Origin of the sequence: Cryobacterium psychrophilum (genome assembly GCF_004365915.1) — a bacterium.
In the GTDB taxonomy this organism is placed as follows: domain Bacteria; phylum Actinomycetota; class Actinomycetes; order Actinomycetales; family Microbacteriaceae; genus Cryobacterium; species Cryobacterium psychrophilum.
This window is the reverse complement of sequence record NZ_SODI01000001.1, coordinates 2,569,414-2,584,892: the sequence shown is the minus strand read 5'-3', so window position 1 is coordinate 2,584,892 and position 15,479 is coordinate 2,569,414. Positions and strand designations below refer to the sequence as shown.

Below are 15,479 nucleotides of genomic sequence, written 5' to 3'. Positions count from 1 at the left end.
GTGTTTGGTGGCGGAATGGCGACGGAACGAACTTGTTCCAAACCTTTTCGGGGATGAGTCCGAACACCATGCAGAGCTCATCACCATCCCAAACAATCACAGCCACTCAGACAAGGACACCCCCGTCATGCGTACTTTTTCCAAGACCCTCATCAGCCTCGCTTCCGCTGGAATTCTCGTTGCCGGTCTCGCCGCCTGCTCCACGGGAACCACAACCGCCGCCGAGTCCGGTTCAGGTTCCGGCTCGAGCTCGTCCAGCGCCCCGACCGCCGAAGCACCCCTCGCCTCGATCCCCAGCCTCTCCGGTGTGGACACCGCGGTTCTGCTCGACGCTGACTTCGCTGCCGCTCTTGGCACCCTGGGCCTGAACCCGGGCACCGTGGGCACCGCGACGCTCGAAGAGGGAAGCCTGCACTTCCCCATCACCGGCGGAAACGTTGACTACTACGACCCGAACGGCACCGTTCGTCCCTACGTCCAGGGCTCACTGGAGCACGAGGGCTCCGGCTTCTCGCTGACCGCCGGCGACACGGTTGTCGAACTGACCAACTTCACCATCGACCCGGGAACCTCGGAGCTCTTCGGCGACGTGAGCGTCAACGGCGAATCCGCCGCCACCCAGGTTCTTCTCTTCAACCTCTACGGCGGAACCCTCAAGCCCCTCCAGATGGACGGCGACAACGCCATCCTCACCGGCACCACCGTTCACATCTCCTCCGAAGCCGCCGGCCTGCTGAACTCCACCTTCAACACCGACGCCGTCGCCGACCAGCTCCTCGTCGGCATCGCCACCATCACCGTCGCCACGAAATAACCCGATCACCCGAAGGGGACCCGTCGCACACCGCGACGGGCCCCCTCTTTCACGCCCGGCGCCCGGCGCCCGGCCAGATGTCAGCTGCGTCGGGCTATTCTCGTGGGTGCACAACCTCGCAAACACAGCAAGGACCCAGACCATGACGGCATCCCTCGAGACCGCCCGGACTCTGCGTGCGTTGACCGCACGCCGGTTCCGCGGAGCGCGCATGAGGGATGCAGCCGTCGTGGGCGCAATCGCCCTCATCCTCTCCATGTCATTCTCCTGGGTGCCCTCGATCTGGTTCGATGAGGCCGCCACGATCACCTCGGCGACCCGGAGCTGGCCCGAGCTGCTTCGAATGCTGAGCAGCGTCGACCTCGTACACGGCGTCTACTACGCGGCGATGCACGTGTGGTTCGACCTCGTGCCCTATTCCCCCTTCACCCTGCGGCTTCCCTCCGCGATCTTCACCGGCCTCGCCGCCGCACTGACCGTGTGGCTCGCGGGTTCCTTCACCTCCCGTCGCACGGCCATCCTCGCCGGGCTCGCCTTCAGCGTGCTGCCCCGCGTCACGTGGGCTGGTGAGGAGGGTCGGTCTTTCGCCCTCGGCACGACCTTTGCCGTTCTGCTCACCCTCGTCTTCCTCGCCGCGTGGCGCCGCGGCGCCGCGCCCCGAGCGGTGCGTGCTCGCTGGTGGGCGCTCTACTGGGCCCTCGCGGTCGTCAGCACCGGGGTCTTCCTCTACCTTGCACTTCTCGTGGTGGCACACGGCGCGACCGCGGTGTGGACAGGGCTTGCCCAGCGCCGCTCCGACGGGACGACGCCGCTGCGGCGCACCACCCGCGTCGGCCTGCTCGGCTGGTTCGGGGCATCCGTTGGCGCTGGCGCGCTGCTCCTACCCTTCGCCCTGGCCGTCTCCTCACAGAGCAAGCAGGTGAGCTGGATTCCCCCGATCGGCAGCCAGACGCTGATCGACGTTGTCGTGTGGCAGTGGTTTGCCCTGAACCCGGCGTTCGCCGTGGCCGGGTGGAGCCTCGTGATCGCGGGCGTGGCTCTGCTCGTTCGCGCCGCTCGGCGCACCCGCGCGCGCGCGCGGCCCGTGTCATCGACGCCGAGCCTGCTGGCCATCGCGGTGCCGTGGATCGTCGTTCCGACCGTGGGTCTCATCGTGGCCTCCCTGCTGGCCTCACCCCTCTACTCCCCCCGCTACCTCACGTTCGGTGCGCCCGCCGTGGCCCTGCTCATGGGCGTGGCGCTCGGCGCCCTTCGCCGTACGTGGCTGCACGTTCTCGCCCTCGCGGTGCTCGTGGCCCTCGCCGCACCCCAATACGTTGCCCAGCGGCTGCCCGAGGCCAAGCAGGAATCATCGTGGAGCGAGGTCGCTACCCTGGTGGCGACCTCGCGCGGGACTCACCCGGCCACCGGCGCCATTATTTACGGCCCGGTGCGACACCACCCGGCGGCGACCACACGCCTTATCGCGCTTTCGTACCCGGACGCGTTCAAGGGACTCGTGGACGTGAACCTCAAGACAGCTGGGGCCGAGGCCGGCACGCTGTGGGCGGACCAGTACTCCCTGGCCCAGGTGACAGACCGTTTCGACGGCAAGGACGAAGTGTGGCTCGTCACGAGCGACAAACAGGACTGGCGCCCCAGCGTCACCGCGAAGCTCGCCGCGCTCGGCCTGCACGTGGATCAGGAATGGCACCTGACCGGCGTCAACGTGCTGCGGTACGTTCGCTAGATCTCCCCGGACATGACGTCGGTACTTTAGCCCTGACCCGGATGCCGACATGAGGTCCGGGCGCCCGGGTGCTTCACTGGCGATGACGAGGCGAGGGCCCTGATCGGCCGTCGGCTCAGTGTCGGTGGGTGCTGTCACACTTGTTTCATGACAACCACCATTGACGGTGTTTTCGTTGATCTGACCGGGTCGCTGGCCCGGTCAGGTATATCCGCGGCGTCTTTCGCGGAGTTGTCCGACGACGAGTCGGAGAACACCCACCGGGCCATCGCGCAGCTCGCTCGCGAGGTCGCCAAGTACGTCGCACTGTCGGCGGCGAACGTCGCCTCCCGCTCCGACTGGACCCTCGGCCGCGAGGGTCTCGCGCGCAAGAAGGGCTACGCCAGCGCAGAGGACTACGTGCAGGCCTTGGGCGGTGGCGGCGGCAGCACCAAAGCCGATGCCCGCCGCCTGATCGAGGCCGGCACCATGGCCACGCAAGCCGAAATCGCCCGGAACCGACAGGAACAAGCGGACTTAATGGCCCGGGAGCTCCCGGAGGCGCCGCCGGTGGACGTGCACGTGCCCTGGTTTGCCCCGCTCGGCACCGCCGTCACCGACGGAACCCTCAGCACCGACGCCGCCACGGCCATCCGCCGGGGCCTCGGTGAACCGGCGATCGGGGTGACCGATGAGATGCTCGCCGACGCGGTCGTCGCCCTGATCGCCGAGTGCCGCACCGTGAACGCGGACCAGGCGGCGAAGGTGGCGCGGCAGTGCCGGGACTCCATTGATGCCGCTGGCATCGCCTCCCGCGCCGACGCCATGCGAGCCCGTCAATACCTCCGGGTCTGGGACAAGCCCGACGGGATGCTGCACGGGAGCTTCGAACTGGATCCGGAGAACGGGTCGTATTTCAAGGACTTTCTGTTGCAGATCACCGGCCCGCGCCAAGGTGGGCCGCGGTTTGTGGAGAAGGGTGAGAAGGAGCGGGCCCAGCGCATCATCGCCGACCCGCGGTCAACGGAGCAGATCGCCGCGGAGGCTCTGATCGAGGTGATCAAGGTCGCCGCGGCCGCCGACCCCGGCACACTGTTCGGCCGCATCCGCCCCTCCGTCAAACTCGTCGTCACCGAGGCGCCGGCACCGGAACCCACGGCCGCAGTGCCTGCTCCGGGCCCGCTGGCTTGGGGAAACGGGTTCATCGAAGGATCCCCGGACGCGGCCCCGTCGGCCACGATCGACCGAGTGGTGTGCAATTCCGGCTTCACTCCCGTGTTGTTCAGTCGAGACGGCACGGTGCTCGACGTCGGACGCGAACAGCGGCTCTTCACGCGGGCGCAACGCGCGGCACTGGCGCTCCGCGACGGCGGCTGCAGGTGGCCCGACTGCCACCGACCACCGAGCTACTCCGAAGCGCATCACCTGCACGACTGGAACGCCGACGGCGGCCTGACCAACCTTGAGGATGGCATCCTGCTCTGCGCCCGCGATCACCTCCGCCTGCACAACGACCTATGGGAGATCACCCGCACCGGCACCGAGTACTGGCTGATCCCACCACCGGCGGCCGACCCCACCCGAACGCCCATCCGCCTGGCGAGCAAATCGCCGCTGAAGTTGGGGTCGCCGCTGCAACCACGCGCGTGAAACGAGCGCGACATCGCACTGAGCGGCCGCATCACCAACGCCGTGGCCGGGTACGTCTAGCGCGCGATCCTGCTCGCGGCCGCCCCTGAAATCGGAGGGGACTACTGATTCGGCGTAGCGGCCACCCCACTCGGGCGCGGTGGCGGTGCGCCGACGGAGGGGTGGTGCCTCAGGCGCGGTGGTGGGAGAGGCGGCAGAAGCGGTCGGTCAGGACCTGGCCGAAGCGCGCCGGTTCAACCAGGCCCCCGGGGCGCGCAAGAAGCGCCCGGTGGCACCCGGTCCGGCGCGGAGCAGGGACACAACCACGATCACGATTGCGGCGAGCGCCATCGCCACCTGGGTCACTTCCGGCATGGGTTCCAGCAGGCGCAGGCTGAGCGCGAGCGGAACCATGAGCCACTCCCATCGACCGCTCAGGGCGATGAACGGCAGCATCAGCAGGGCATACCAGGGGTAGCGCGGGCTGACAATGAGCAGCGTGCTGCCGATCATGACGAGCTGGCCCACCCACGGCTCCGCCTGGTTGGTGGTGAAGAACACGGTCAGTGCGATCCCGACGAGCAGCACCCCGGCGACGACGATCGCCGCCTCACCGGGCGCAAAAAGGGAGACCAGGGCGAACCGCGAGCCGTCCTGGTAGCCCTCCTCGCTGAGGTAGCCGGGCAGATAGCCGAGCACACCAATACCCGTGGCGAGCACATAGGGCACGTACAGCAGCCCGAAGGTGACAATCGAGGCGATGATCACCTTCCACCCCCGGTGACGCAGCATGGCGGGTGCAGCGATCACCGGGATAAGTTTGGTGCCGATGGCGATGCCGAGCATTATTCCGCCCCTCCAGTGGCGGCCGGAACTGACGAAGAAGGCGGCCGCGAGCGTGAACACCACGCCGAGCATGTCAACGTGGGAGTTATTGACCGCTTCGGTGGCCACGAGCGGACACCACGCCCAGATTGCCGCCCAGCGAAGATCAATGCCCCGCCGCGTCATCCCGAGCAGCAGCATCACCGTCGTGCCCACGCTCAGCAACAACCCCGTGAGCTGGAGCGGCCAGTATTGCGCGGTCGGCCCAGCGATGGCCCGCACCCCCGCGAAGAAGATCTCGCTCGCTGGCGGATAGATGGTGGGAACGTTTGAGCGGTTCAGCGCCGAGCAGAACAGCTCACCGGATTGATCCTTGTGTGCTCGCTGGATGCGTTCCCCCGGGCACACGGCGTCTCCGCGCTGGTTTATGACCGGCTCCTGGAACAGCCAGTCGGGGCGCAGCGTGTCCAGTCGTTCATCGGTGGGCGGATACGCGTACGGAGAGATGCCGGCGTTCTGCACGATGCCGTCCCAGGCGTAGCGGGCGGAATCGGTGCTGGTGTTCGGCGGGCCCACCATGGCGGCACCGCCAATTGCAGCCGAGCCCACGAGAACAAGCACCACCACGGCTCGCCCACTGACCCCGCGCAGCGCGAGCAGGGCAAGAACGAACAGAAGCCACAACAGTCCCGTGCATACAATGAGCGCGGCCGAATCCGGATTCGGCCGGAAGTTGTCATAGGTGAGAACCGTGAAGCCAGTGAGGGCAGTGCTCAGCAGGAGGAGCACGGAGACCAGGACAATTCGCACACTGTCATCCTTGCCGACTTCCGACGTCAGCGGATACACGCGACGCGGTGCGCGCGGCCCGTCACCCCACCGTAATGTTTTCCTCCCTCCTGGGGCGCGCGCGTAGTGTGAACTGGTTATATGCGGCGATTGATGTACGAGGCCCAGCGAGCATTGGCGTCGCCGGTGCGAAACCCCCGAATGGCCACGGTCATCGGGCGGCTCTTGGGCGCCGCCTTCCTCCTCTGCTTCGGTACCGGTCTGTACAGCCATTTTTTGCAGCAGCCACTCCCCGGCATGCACTTCGCAACCCGCCCCGCGTATCTGTACCAGTTCACCCAGGGCACGCATATCGTCGCCGGAATCGCGTGTTTCCCGCTGCTGCTCGCCAAGCTCTACATCGTGTTTCCCGCGCTCTTCGCGTGGCCGCCGGTGAAGTCGTTCGCGAACTTTCTCGAGCGCACCTCCATCGCCCTGTTCGTGGGAATATCGCTCGTGCAGATCGTCATCGGCCTGCTCAACACCTACCAGTGGTATCCGTGGCCGTTCCCGTTTCGTCAGGTGCACTTCGCGCTCGGCTGGGTGCTCATCGGCCTGCTGGTCATTCACATCGGGGTGAAACTCCCGCTCATCACTCGGTACTGGCGCAAGGCGCCAGACGCCAGCGAACCCGAGCATCTCTCCGAAGCCGCATCCCCCGACCGGTCCAGGAATCTCGAAGAGGTGCGTCTGTGGGGCAGCTCGCGCCCCGGCGGAATCACCGGACGCCTGCTCGACTATATTGACGCGACCCCCGCCACCCCAAGCCGAGTGAGTCGCCGTGGCTTCCTCACCACCGTGGCCGTTGGCGTCACCGCGGTTGTGGGCCTCACCGCCGGCCAGACCTTCACACCCCTCGACGCTACGAACGTGTTCGCGCCCCGCAAGAAGGGCCTCGGCCCGCAGGGCGTGCCCGTGAACCGCACCTCCACACAGGCCAAGGTAGCGGAGGTCGCCATGGACGCCGGCTGGGCCCTCACGGTCGTGTACGCCGGGACGGAACACCGGTTCACGCGTGCGCAACTGCTCGCCATGGAGCAGACCGAGGTGCGACTGCCGATCGCGTGCGTGGAGGGCTGGAGTCAAATGGCCACCTGGCGCGGCGTACGGCTGATGGATCTCGCCGACACGGTGGGAGCGGATGCCGGCACCTCGTTCCGCCTGATCAGCCTCGAAGAGCGTGGAAGTTTCAGCAAAACGCAGATGGGCCACGAATACGTGCGCGACCCGCTCACCCTCGTGGCGCTTGAACTCAACGGGGACACGCTCCACCTTGAGCACGGCTATCCCGCTCGCATGATCGCACCGGGTCGCCCCGGCGTACTGCAAACCAAATGGCTCAGCCGAATCGAGGCAATAGACGCATGAGCGATCAGCTGAGTACCGACAGGGGCGCCCTGGCACCGGAGGTCGAGGAGACGCGCGTGATGCGCGGCATCCGTTGGGGGCTGATTGTACTGGGCGTTGGCCTGCTGGCCTGGGGTGCCTACGTGATGCTCGACACGGTGCGCGTGACGAGGCTGCCGGGCGTGGCCCTGTGGATCATCGCCGCGACCGTTCTGCACGACGCGATTCTGGCCCCGATCGTGCTGCTGATCGGCATACTGCTGCGCCGGGGCGGCCAGCGAGTTGGCGGAACCGTCGTCGTTGTGGTTCAGGGCTTCATCGTGGTGGGTTCGATCGTGTCGCTCATCGTCGTTCCCGCGATCGTGGCCATCAATTACAGGCCAGCCAACCCCACCGTTCTGCCCCTCAACTACGGACTCAACCTGGCCATCTTCTGGCTGGTGCTTGCCGTGCTCGCCGCAGGGATCTCCGCGTGGCTCTACTCGCGCACGAAGCGCACAAACGAGCGGCCCGACACGCGCCACTCCTGAGCCAGGCGCAGACCGGCCATTTCGGCGTGCGGTCCCAGTGCCCTGGCACCGATTTCGGACCACGGGAATGGTGCGCTGCGGCGCCCCTGGGCATCTTCAAGCGTGCCCTCATAACTGAGCTCGTGATCGGGGTCGGCGCTCACCTCAATGACGAGTAGTCCCCCGCTGGCGAGCAGGGCGGCGCACCGGCGCATGAGCGCCCGGGGATCGCCGCCGATACCGATGTTGCCGTCCACGAGCAGCAGGGTTTCCCAGGTGCCCTCAAGCGGGATCGGGTCGAAGACCGAGCGGTTGAGCACGGTGAGTCCGGCGGCGATCGCGATGCGCACGGCCGTCACTGACACGTCAACGCCCACGGCCGACAGGCCGAGCGTCGTTGCCGCGCGCACCATGCGGCCGGGACCGCAGCCGATGTCGAGCACCGGTGAGGCTGCACCCGCGAGCAGCGAGAGATCGGTGGCGTCGGCATCGGCGCTCCACCGGCCGGCATTCATAGCGAACACGCCGGACCCTTCCGGTGAGCGCACTCCGTGCAGGTACAACACGTTCGACGCGCCGAGAAGGGCCTCGGCATACGGTTCAGCGCCGCCGCCGCCGAAGGCGGCGTCGGTCTGCACGGGCACCCCGTAGTCACGGGCGGATTCGAGAGTCATCGACGTGATCCCTTCGGGGCGAGGTGCCGGGCAAGAGGGGCAGGATTCGGGTGGCGTCGAGAATCGTAGCGAGGGTAACTGCGAAGTGCCCGTGGGGTGCCGCGGCCGCCACGAAATGGGCGTCGTCGATCGTGTCCACGTCGACGAGCGGAGGCAGCTGGCTCACGCGCAGGCCAGCATCGGTGAGGCGGTCGAGTTGGTGGGCGCCCGTGTCGCCGCGGGACATGGGCACGCCGAGGATCAGGGCACCGTTGGGCTTGTTCATGGCGAGCGCCCAGAAGCCGCCGTCTTCGGCGAGGCCGAGCCAGGCATCCGTTTCAGCATCGGACGCGAAGACCGGCGCGAGGAGTTCGGCGGTCACCTGGGGGGTGTCCATGCCGATGAGCACGGTTGGCTCGTCGAATGTGTCGAAGATGGCGGCGAGACGCTCGTCGAGGCTGCCGCTCACCTGGGGCAGGATCTCCCAGCCCGCAGCCGCGGCCGGCGGGATGTCGCCGTCGAAGGCGAGCACGCGGCGGGTTGCGGGCAGGCTCGCGACGGCAGTGAGGGTGTCGTCGAGGCTTGCGGCGGCGAGCAGGGCGGCCTGCTCAAGACTCAGGGGCGGGTGCAACCGGGTCTTGACCCGGCCCGGCAGGCACTCCTTGGCGATGACAACGAGAACGGTCATGAGGCCGTCTCCCGCAGCAGCCTGGACATGTCGGCGATCGCCGTGATCGTTCCACGAACGGTGCCCGTCACCTTGCTGCGCCCCACTCGCGGAGCGTACGGGGTGTCGATCTCCCGGATGCGCCAGCGCGCGTCGGCGGCGCGGAGGAACATCTCGAGCGGATAGCCGCTGCGACGGTCTTGCAGGTCAAGGGACAGTAGCGCTTCGCGCCGGGCGGCCCGCATGGGGCCCAGGTCGTGGATGGTCACGCCCGTTATTCGGCGCAGTCGCCAAGAAAGATAGGTATTTGCTATTTGCGCGTGCACGGGCCACGAACCGCGCGTGGTGGGGCGGCGGCGCCCGAGCATCAAATCGTCGGTTCCGGCCTCGATCGGACCCACGAGGCGGGGCAGATCGTGCGGGTCCATGGAGGCGTCGGCGTCGCAGAACGCCGTGATGGGGGCGGTGGAGTGCAGGAGCCCGGCGTGTGCGGCGGCACCGAATCCGCGGCGAGCCTCGTGCACCACGACTGCGCCATACTCCAGGGCCACGTCGGCGGACCCGTCCGTTGAACCGTTGTCCACCACGATGGCCCGGTACCCCCTTGGCAATCGAGAGAGCACCCACGGCAGCGCGCCGGCTTCGTTCAGGCAGGGGAACACCACATCTACCCGTGTCTGAGTCATAGCTCGACTTTAGGTGGGAAGATCTGGTGAAACACTGTTAGCCGCGGTACGGAACCTGAATTGGTCCTAAAAACGCGACATCATCTGACCTATCCTGAGGGGGTGACACCCTCCCAGTACTTTGGATCCGCGCGCGCCGATGCGCTTGCCGGGCGCCGTATCCTCGTGATCGACGACGACCAGATGGTGTCCGAAGTGGTGTGTCGTTACCTGCGGGCGGCCGATTTCGAGGTGAATTCGGCCACCGATGGTCCCAGTGGCCTACAACAGGCCGAGGCGATGCGGCCCGACCTCGTGATTCTTGATCGGATGCTCCCCCTGCTGGACGGCATCGAGGTGTGCCGCCGCATCCGAGCTTCGTGGTCGATACCCATCATCATGCTCACCGCGCTCGGAGAGGAACAGGACCGCATCGAGGGCCTGGAGGCCGGTGCCGATGACTACCTCACCAAGCCATTCTCTCCGCGGGAACTGGTGTTGCGGGTGCAGTCCGTGCTGCGCCGCACCGGCCAGGAAAACATTCCGGAGGGTGTCATGTCGGCCGGGGATTTCACGCTCGACCTGTCGGCGCACGAAGTACGGCTGCGCGGCGTGGCGCTTGTGCTCACCGGTCGGGAGTTCGACCTGCTCGCCTACCTCATCTGGCGCCCGTCAAAGGTGCTCAGTCGCGAAGACCTCCTGCGCTTGGTGTGGGGTTGGGAGTTCGGTGACCTCTCCACGGTGACGGTGCACGTGCGCCGCCTGCGCGAGAAGATCGAGGCCGACCCCGCGCACCCCCAATTGCTCAACACCGTGTGGGGCGTGGGTTACCGCTTCGATCCAGTGCCGACGGGCCAGGGCGCCGTGCCCTTCTCGCCCACGGGACCCGTGTCGTCCACATCCCCGGCAGGACCCGGCGGATGACTCCGGGCGACCTGGCGACCATTGCCACCGTCGCCCTCCTCGGCGCGTGCCTGCTCGCCGCGCTGGCTCTCGTGGCGCTGGTGGTGGGGGCGCGGCGCATCCGCTCTCGGGAGGCGGTGACCGCTTCGCGCCCGTTTGCGCCGGCTCCCACGAGCATCGCCGACATCGACACCGACTCTGTGGCGTTGGCCGAGACGCGTGCGGAACTTGCGCGCACGGCCGGTCAGCTCGCCGAGGCGCGGGAACTCGAGGTGCGGGTCGAGGCAAGCCGGCGGGAACTCGCGTCGTGGATCTCGCACGATCTGCGCACGCCGCTCGCCGGCATCCGTGCGATGGCCGAAGCGCTCGAAGACGGCATGGCGCCCGACCCGGTGCGGTACTACCGGCAGATTCGTGGGCAGGTTGACCAGCTCACCGGCATGGTCGACGACCTGTTCGAGCTGTCACGCATTCACGCTGGAACGCTTCGCCTCTCCCTCGAGCAGGTGTCGCTCTACGACCTGATCAGTGACACGGTGGCGGAACTCGCGCCGGTGGCGACCGCGAAATGGCTTGACCTCCGGTTTGAGGGCGAGAGAGGCCTCTCCATCCTCGCCGACCCCCGAGAGCTGTCCCGGGTGGTGGGCAACCTGGTGATGAACGCCATCCAGCATTCGCCGCCGGGCAGTCCCATCGTTGTGTCGGCCACCCGTCACGACCGCGGGCTAGCGTCGATCGCCGTGCTCGATTTCGCGGGCGGCATTTCCGAGCAGGACCTCCCGCGTGTCTTCGAGGCCGGGTGGAGAGCCAGTGAGCCGCGCACCCCGGCCGCGCCCGGCCTGCCGACCGGCGGCGCGGGGCTCGGCCTCGCCATTGTGCAGGGAATTGTGCGGGCGCACCACGGAGAGGTGTCCGTGGTGAACACCAACGAGGGTTGTCGCTTCGAGGTGCTGCTGCCCGTCGCCACAGACGTGACAGCCCCCACCTTCGCCTGACCCGGCCCTCACTCTCCCGGCCGGTTGCACGGTCGCCGGAGCGATCCGCAACCTTCGGCTCTCCTACCGCTGTACCGCGGCCCGGAGGGGAGCCGAGGCGAACTCACGCACGCCGTCTTCGAATGTGACGGCCGGCATCCACTTTAATTCCCGGCGCAAACGCTCGGAAGACGCCGTAATGTGGCGCACATCACCCAGGCGGTACTCGCCCGTGACCACCGGTGCGGGACCGTGCGCCGCGGCGCTCAGCGCCTCGGCCATTTCACCGATGGTGTGAACGGTTCCGCTGCCCACGTTGAACGGGCGAAACAACTCGGCCGGGGCGTGCGCCGTGAAGTCGACGGCTGTGAGGTTAGCGGATGCAATGTCGCGCACGTGCACAAAATCGCGGCGCTGGGCACCGTCCTCGAACACTGTGGGGGCTTCGCCGCGTTCCAACGCCGACCGAAAAAGCGACGCGACACCGGCGTAGGGCGTGTTCTGCGGCATGCCCGGACCGTAGACGTTGTGGTACCGCAGCGCAATGACTCGTCCGCCGGTCGATCGGGCCCACGAGGTGGCGAGGTATTCCTGGCCGAGCTTCGTGCTGGCATAGACATTACGGGGGTCGAGCGGGTCGTCTTCGGAGATCAGGGCCGGGTGCAGGCGATCGCCGGTGATCTCATCGACCGGGTCAAAGCGGCCGGCCTCGAGATCGATCGCGCGACGGGGGCCGGGCCTGGCCGGGCCGTGGCGCCCGAGGTAGCTGCCCTCGCCGTAGACGACCATCGACGACGCGAGAACCAGCCGGTCGATGCCGGCGACAGCCATCGCCGCGAGGAGCACGGCCGTGCCCACCTCATTGCTCATGACGTAGTCGGGGGCGTCCGCGAAGTCCACGCCGAGACCGACCTTGGCGGCCTGGTGGCAGACAACGTCGATGCCGACGAGAGCGGCCGCCACATCGTCGGGGTTGGTGACATCACCCTGAATGAAATCGACTCGCGAGTCGATCGTGGGCGGCGCTCCGTGCACGTCAGAACGCAGCGAATCGAGCACGCGCACGCGCCAGCCTCGGTCGAGGGCCTGCTCCACGATGGCGCCGCCGATAAAGCCCGCTCCCCCTGTGACGAGAAGGTGCGTCATTCTGCGTCCGAGACAGCGAATACCGGAGCGCTACCGACAACTCCGCGCGCCAACGCGGCGCTCACCTCGGCACTGGCCACGAGTTCACGTGGTTCGAAGTTCTCGGGCAGCCCCCGAAGAATCGCGTCGATCGCCGTGAGGATGCGCGGTTGCGCCGTCCTCAACCGGTGAAACACGAGGGATGCCGAGACGGCCTCGGCGGTTTCGAGCGGGGCCAGTCCAGCATCCGCATCGGTGACAAAGGACAGGTTGACGGTGCCCATGTTGAGCTCGGCGGCGAGGACCACTTCGGGATACTGCGTCATGTTGACGATATGGGCGCCGATGGAGCGGAACCAGGTGGATTCCGCTCGGGTGGAGAAGCGCGGGCCCTGGATGACGACGACGGTGCCGGTGGGCGCAAAATCTTCGCCGAGCGCCGTGAGCGCCTCAATGGCGATGCGGCGCAGGGTGGGGTCGAAGGGGTCGGCTGCGGCCAGGTGCTGCACTGAGCCCTGGTCGAAGAAGGTGTCGGCGCGTCCCGTGGTGCGATCGATGAACTGGTCGGTCACGACGAGCATTCCCGGCGGGTACTCCGGACTCACGCCGCCGACAGCCGCGGACGAGATGATGGCGCGCACGCCGACCGAGGCGAGAGCCCAAATGTTGGCGCGGTAGTTGATGAGGTGCGGTGCTTCGCTGTGCCCGGTGCCGTGCCGCGGGAGAAAGGCAACCGTGCGGTCCGCGCGCTCACCGATGGTGACCTGCACCGTTCCGTAGGGAGTGTCGATCTCGTGCGTGGTGGACAGGCTCGAGTCGAAGAGCTTGTACAGTCCCGAGCCGCCGATGACGGCGACCTCCGCTTTCGCGGGGGTGGTGATGGTCACAGATGGCTCCCGGAAGTCGAAATTGCGTGAATCCAGTCTTTCACGCCGGGTCACCCCTCCATCTCCTTTTGAGGGTCGGGGAACGTGTTTGTTTCGGTGCGCGTGCCTATCCTTGAAGGGAAGATTCGAAGGACATCATGGCTGCCTCCCCGCCACACCCCGACAAGTCGGCTCAGCGCCCGGACGCCTCCTCCACCTGGGAGGCACCGTTTGCGACAAGTCTCGCCCTCACCCTCTCGAGCCTGCGCCACGGCGCGTTCGACCCCACTCACGGTGTGGCCGCGGACGGCGCGCTGTGGCGCACGTCCCTCACAAACGACGGCCCCGCTTCGCTGCGCTTCACCCAGACGGGATTACACACAATCCGGTGTGAGTCATGGGGCCTCGGCGCCCATGCCGCGGTGGATGCCGCGCCGGAGATGGTCGGTGCCCTCGACGATCCCTCGAGTTTCCTGCCCGGTGATGCACGGCTGAGCGACGCGCACCGACGGTGGCCGGGATTGCGCATCCCGCGCACCGGCCGGGTCCTGGAGTCGCTCATCCCCGCAGTGCTCGAGCAAAAGGTGATCAGCGTGCAGGCGACTGCGTCCTGGCGTCGGCTCGTTAACGCCTACGGCACGCCGGCTCCGGGTCCGGCGCCACTGAACATGAGGGTCGTCCCCTCCACTCGAGCGTGGCAGCTCATCCCCTCGTGGGAATGGCACAAGGCCGGCGTCGATCCGCGCCGCGCCGGCATTGTGCAGGTGTGTCTCGGCCTCGCCCGCCAGCTCGAGGCCGCCACGCTGCTGAGCACAGCGGATGCATCCGCTCGCCTGCGCGTCGTGCCCGGCATTGGCGCGTGGACCGCCGCTGAGGTTGCGCAGCGAGCATTCGGGGATGCTGACGCCCTGGCGGTGGGTGACTTCCATTTGGCCGGCATCATCGGACATTCCCTCTTTGGGCGGCCCCTCACCGACGAGCAGATGGTGGAGGCGATGGAGAAATGGCGACCGCACCGCTATCGCGTCGTGCGGCTGCTCGAAGCGAGCGGTACCGCACAGAAGCCCCGGCACGGTCCCAAAATGTCCTTCGTTGACCACCGCCGCCACTGAGCACTAGCAGCCGACACCGGCGGGGTTCTGAAGACAATCGTGTGCCACGAGCACCGTCTTGATGTGCCGCACCGCCACCGGCAGAGGGTTTGCCGCCACAGACAACGTGCCCGACACCGCAGTCCATGCGCCACCACCCACTCGATACTCCGCCGAGTACTCCACGGTGACGCCAGCCACGAAATCACCGCGCACATCATAAATGTGGCTCGTGTCCGTATCCGAGAACTCCGGAACGCCCAGGTCTTCCCACGACGCCCCACCCGACCCCGACGTACGCCCGCCACCATCACCGAAATCCCAATGAAAAGCGACCGGAGTGAACCGGACCTCAGCCGTGCTGCCCAGCAACGTGCCCGACACCACATGAACCGATGCCGCACCCACAAAATTGGCTGCCAACCCCACAAGAGCCAAACCATTGGGTTCCATCGACTGTGTCGGTGCAAACGGGGCAAATCCAACAAGATCACTCACGCTCGTGATCGTCGGCGCCGTGCACGTGGCACACCCCGGCACCGGCGTCACCGCCACTGGAACCGGCACCAGCACCAGCTCCGGCTCCGGCTTGCCAAAAGAACCCCCCATCCCAAACTTCGCGGGGACAAAGACGGGTGAGGGAGCCGAGGCGTTCCCCCCGGCGTTCCCCGCGGCGTTCCTCCCGCCGCCACTCCCGTTGGACCCGCCACTGCCGCCGCCCGTCGACCCCGGGGTCGACGTGCTCCCCTCTGCAAACAGGTCAACCCTCGTATCGTTGCTGCTGGCGCCGCACAGTCCGTCGCTGATTTGAGTGAGCGAGCATGCGAATGCTGCAGGGAGCGCAAGCGGTGCTGCCACAAGGACCATAACCGTCA

General features: G+C 67.2%; 15 protein-coding genes. 8 read left to right on the top strand and 7 right to left on the bottom strand.

All coding sequences use genetic code 11. The features are described from left to right. Window positions 1-127 precede the first annotated feature (127 nt). The 3 genes from EDD25_RS12100 to EDD25_RS12090 all read left to right on the top strand — a co-directional run bounded on the left by EDD25_RS12100 (window position 128) and on the right by EDD25_RS12090 (window position 4,172). Window positions 128-814, top strand: coding sequence for a hypothetical protein (locus EDD25_RS12100; protein ID WP_134173494.1), 687 nt, complete (start codon window positions 128-130; stop codon window positions 812-814). A gap of 142 nt (window positions 815-956) precedes the next feature. Then, complete coding sequence (locus EDD25_RS12095; protein WP_134173493.1) at window positions 957-2,543, top strand: glycosyltransferase family 39 protein; 1,587 nt, start codon at window positions 957-959, stop codon at window positions 2,541-2,543. Between the two features lie 147 nt (window positions 2,544-2,690). Beyond that, window positions 2,691-4,172, top strand: coding sequence for an HNH endonuclease signature motif containing protein (locus EDD25_RS12090; RefSeq protein WP_134173492.1), 1,482 nt, complete (start codon window positions 2,691-2,693; stop codon window positions 4,170-4,172). 207 nt (window positions 4,173-4,379) lie between these two features. Here the strand turns inward: EDD25_RS12090 and EDD25_RS12085 are convergent, their stop codons facing one another. Continuing rightward, on the bottom strand, window positions 4,380-5,786 hold the full coding sequence (locus EDD25_RS12085; protein WP_134173491.1) for a glycosyltransferase family 87 protein: 1,407 nt from the start codon (window positions 5,784-5,786) through the stop codon (window positions 4,380-4,382). 276 nt (window positions 5,787-6,062) lie between these two features. Between EDD25_RS12085 and EDD25_RS12080 the strand changes: the two genes are divergently transcribed. Together EDD25_RS12080 and EDD25_RS12075 are read left to right on the top strand one after the other, a co-directional pair. Continuing rightward, window positions 6,063-7,172: a molybdopterin-dependent oxidoreductase gene (locus EDD25_RS12080; protein WP_243834556.1), complete on the top strand. Its 1,110-nt coding sequence runs from the start codon at window positions 6,063-6,065 to the stop codon at window positions 7,170-7,172. Then, complete coding sequence (locus tag EDD25_RS12075) at window positions 7,169-7,681, top strand: hypothetical protein (RefSeq protein ID WP_134173489.1); 513 nt, start codon at window positions 7,169-7,171, stop codon at window positions 7,679-7,681. Before EDD25_RS12080 ends, EDD25_RS12075 begins: the two co-directional genes overlap by 4 nt. Here EDD25_RS12075 and EDD25_RS12070 read toward each other — a convergent pair. Genes EDD25_RS12070 through EDD25_RS12060 form a run of 3 tightly spaced genes read right to left on the bottom strand, consistent with a single transcriptional unit; the run spans window position 7,630 to window position 9,666 of the window. Beyond that, the gene (locus EDD25_RS12070; protein WP_134173488.1) at window positions 7,630-8,334 is read right to left on the bottom strand and encodes a class I SAM-dependent methyltransferase; all 705 of its coding nucleotides are present in this window, start codon (window positions 8,332-8,334) and stop codon (window positions 7,630-7,632) included. The two genes, EDD25_RS12075 and EDD25_RS12070, sit on opposite strands and share 52 nt — an antisense overlap. Further along, complete coding sequence (locus EDD25_RS12065) at window positions 8,312-9,001, bottom strand: TIGR04282 family arsenosugar biosynthesis glycosyltransferase (protein ID WP_134173487.1); 690 nt, start codon at window positions 8,999-9,001, stop codon at window positions 8,312-8,314. The genes EDD25_RS12070 and EDD25_RS12065 overlap by 23 nt, the downstream gene beginning before the upstream one ends. Next, on the bottom strand, window positions 8,998-9,666 hold the full coding sequence (locus EDD25_RS12060) for a glycosyltransferase family 2 protein (protein ID WP_134173486.1): 669 nt from the start codon (window positions 9,664-9,666) through the stop codon (window positions 8,998-9,000). Before EDD25_RS12060 ends, EDD25_RS12065 begins: the two co-directional genes overlap by 4 nt. Before the next feature lie 102 nt (window positions 9,667-9,768). Here EDD25_RS12060 and EDD25_RS12055 point away from each other — a divergent pair, with 102 nt between their 5' ends. After that, a complete protein-coding gene (locus EDD25_RS12055; RefSeq protein WP_241986493.1) occupies window positions 9,769-10,569 on the top strand; it encodes a response regulator transcription factor in 801 nt (266 codons plus the stop codon). Beyond that, on the top strand, window positions 10,566-11,543 hold the full coding sequence (locus EDD25_RS12050; RefSeq protein WP_134173485.1) for a sensor histidine kinase: 978 nt from the start codon (window positions 10,566-10,568) through the stop codon (window positions 11,541-11,543). The genes EDD25_RS12055 and EDD25_RS12050 overlap by 4 nt, the downstream gene beginning before the upstream one ends. 63 nt (window positions 11,544-11,606) lie before the next feature. On the opposite strand, the gene EDD25_RS12045 is transcribed toward EDD25_RS12050, so the two are convergent. Further along, window positions 11,607-12,668 (bottom strand): NAD-dependent epimerase/dehydratase family protein, encoded by a 1,062-nt coding sequence (locus EDD25_RS12045; protein ID WP_134173484.1) that lies wholly within the window; start codon window positions 12,666-12,668, stop codon window positions 11,607-11,609. Then, entirely contained in the window at window positions 12,665-13,534 is an 870-nt protein-coding gene (locus tag EDD25_RS12040) for an MTAP family purine nucleoside phosphorylase (protein ID WP_241986495.1), read from the bottom strand. Before EDD25_RS12040 ends, EDD25_RS12045 begins: the two co-directional genes overlap by 4 nt. A gap of 137 nt (window positions 13,535-13,671) precedes the next feature. On the opposite strand from EDD25_RS12040, the gene EDD25_RS12035 reads away from it, so the two are divergent. Next, a complete protein-coding gene (locus EDD25_RS12035; RefSeq protein WP_241986497.1) occupies window positions 13,672-14,625 on the top strand; it encodes a DNA-3-methyladenine glycosylase family protein in 954 nt (317 codons plus the stop codon). A gap of 3 nt (window positions 14,626-14,628) precedes the next feature. Here the strand turns inward: EDD25_RS12035 and EDD25_RS12030 are convergent, their stop codons facing one another. Continuing rightward, complete coding sequence (locus tag EDD25_RS12030; RefSeq protein ID WP_134173483.1) at window positions 14,629-15,102, bottom strand: hypothetical protein; 474 nt, start codon at window positions 15,100-15,102, stop codon at window positions 14,629-14,631. Window positions 15,103-15,479: the final 377 nt, after the last annotated feature.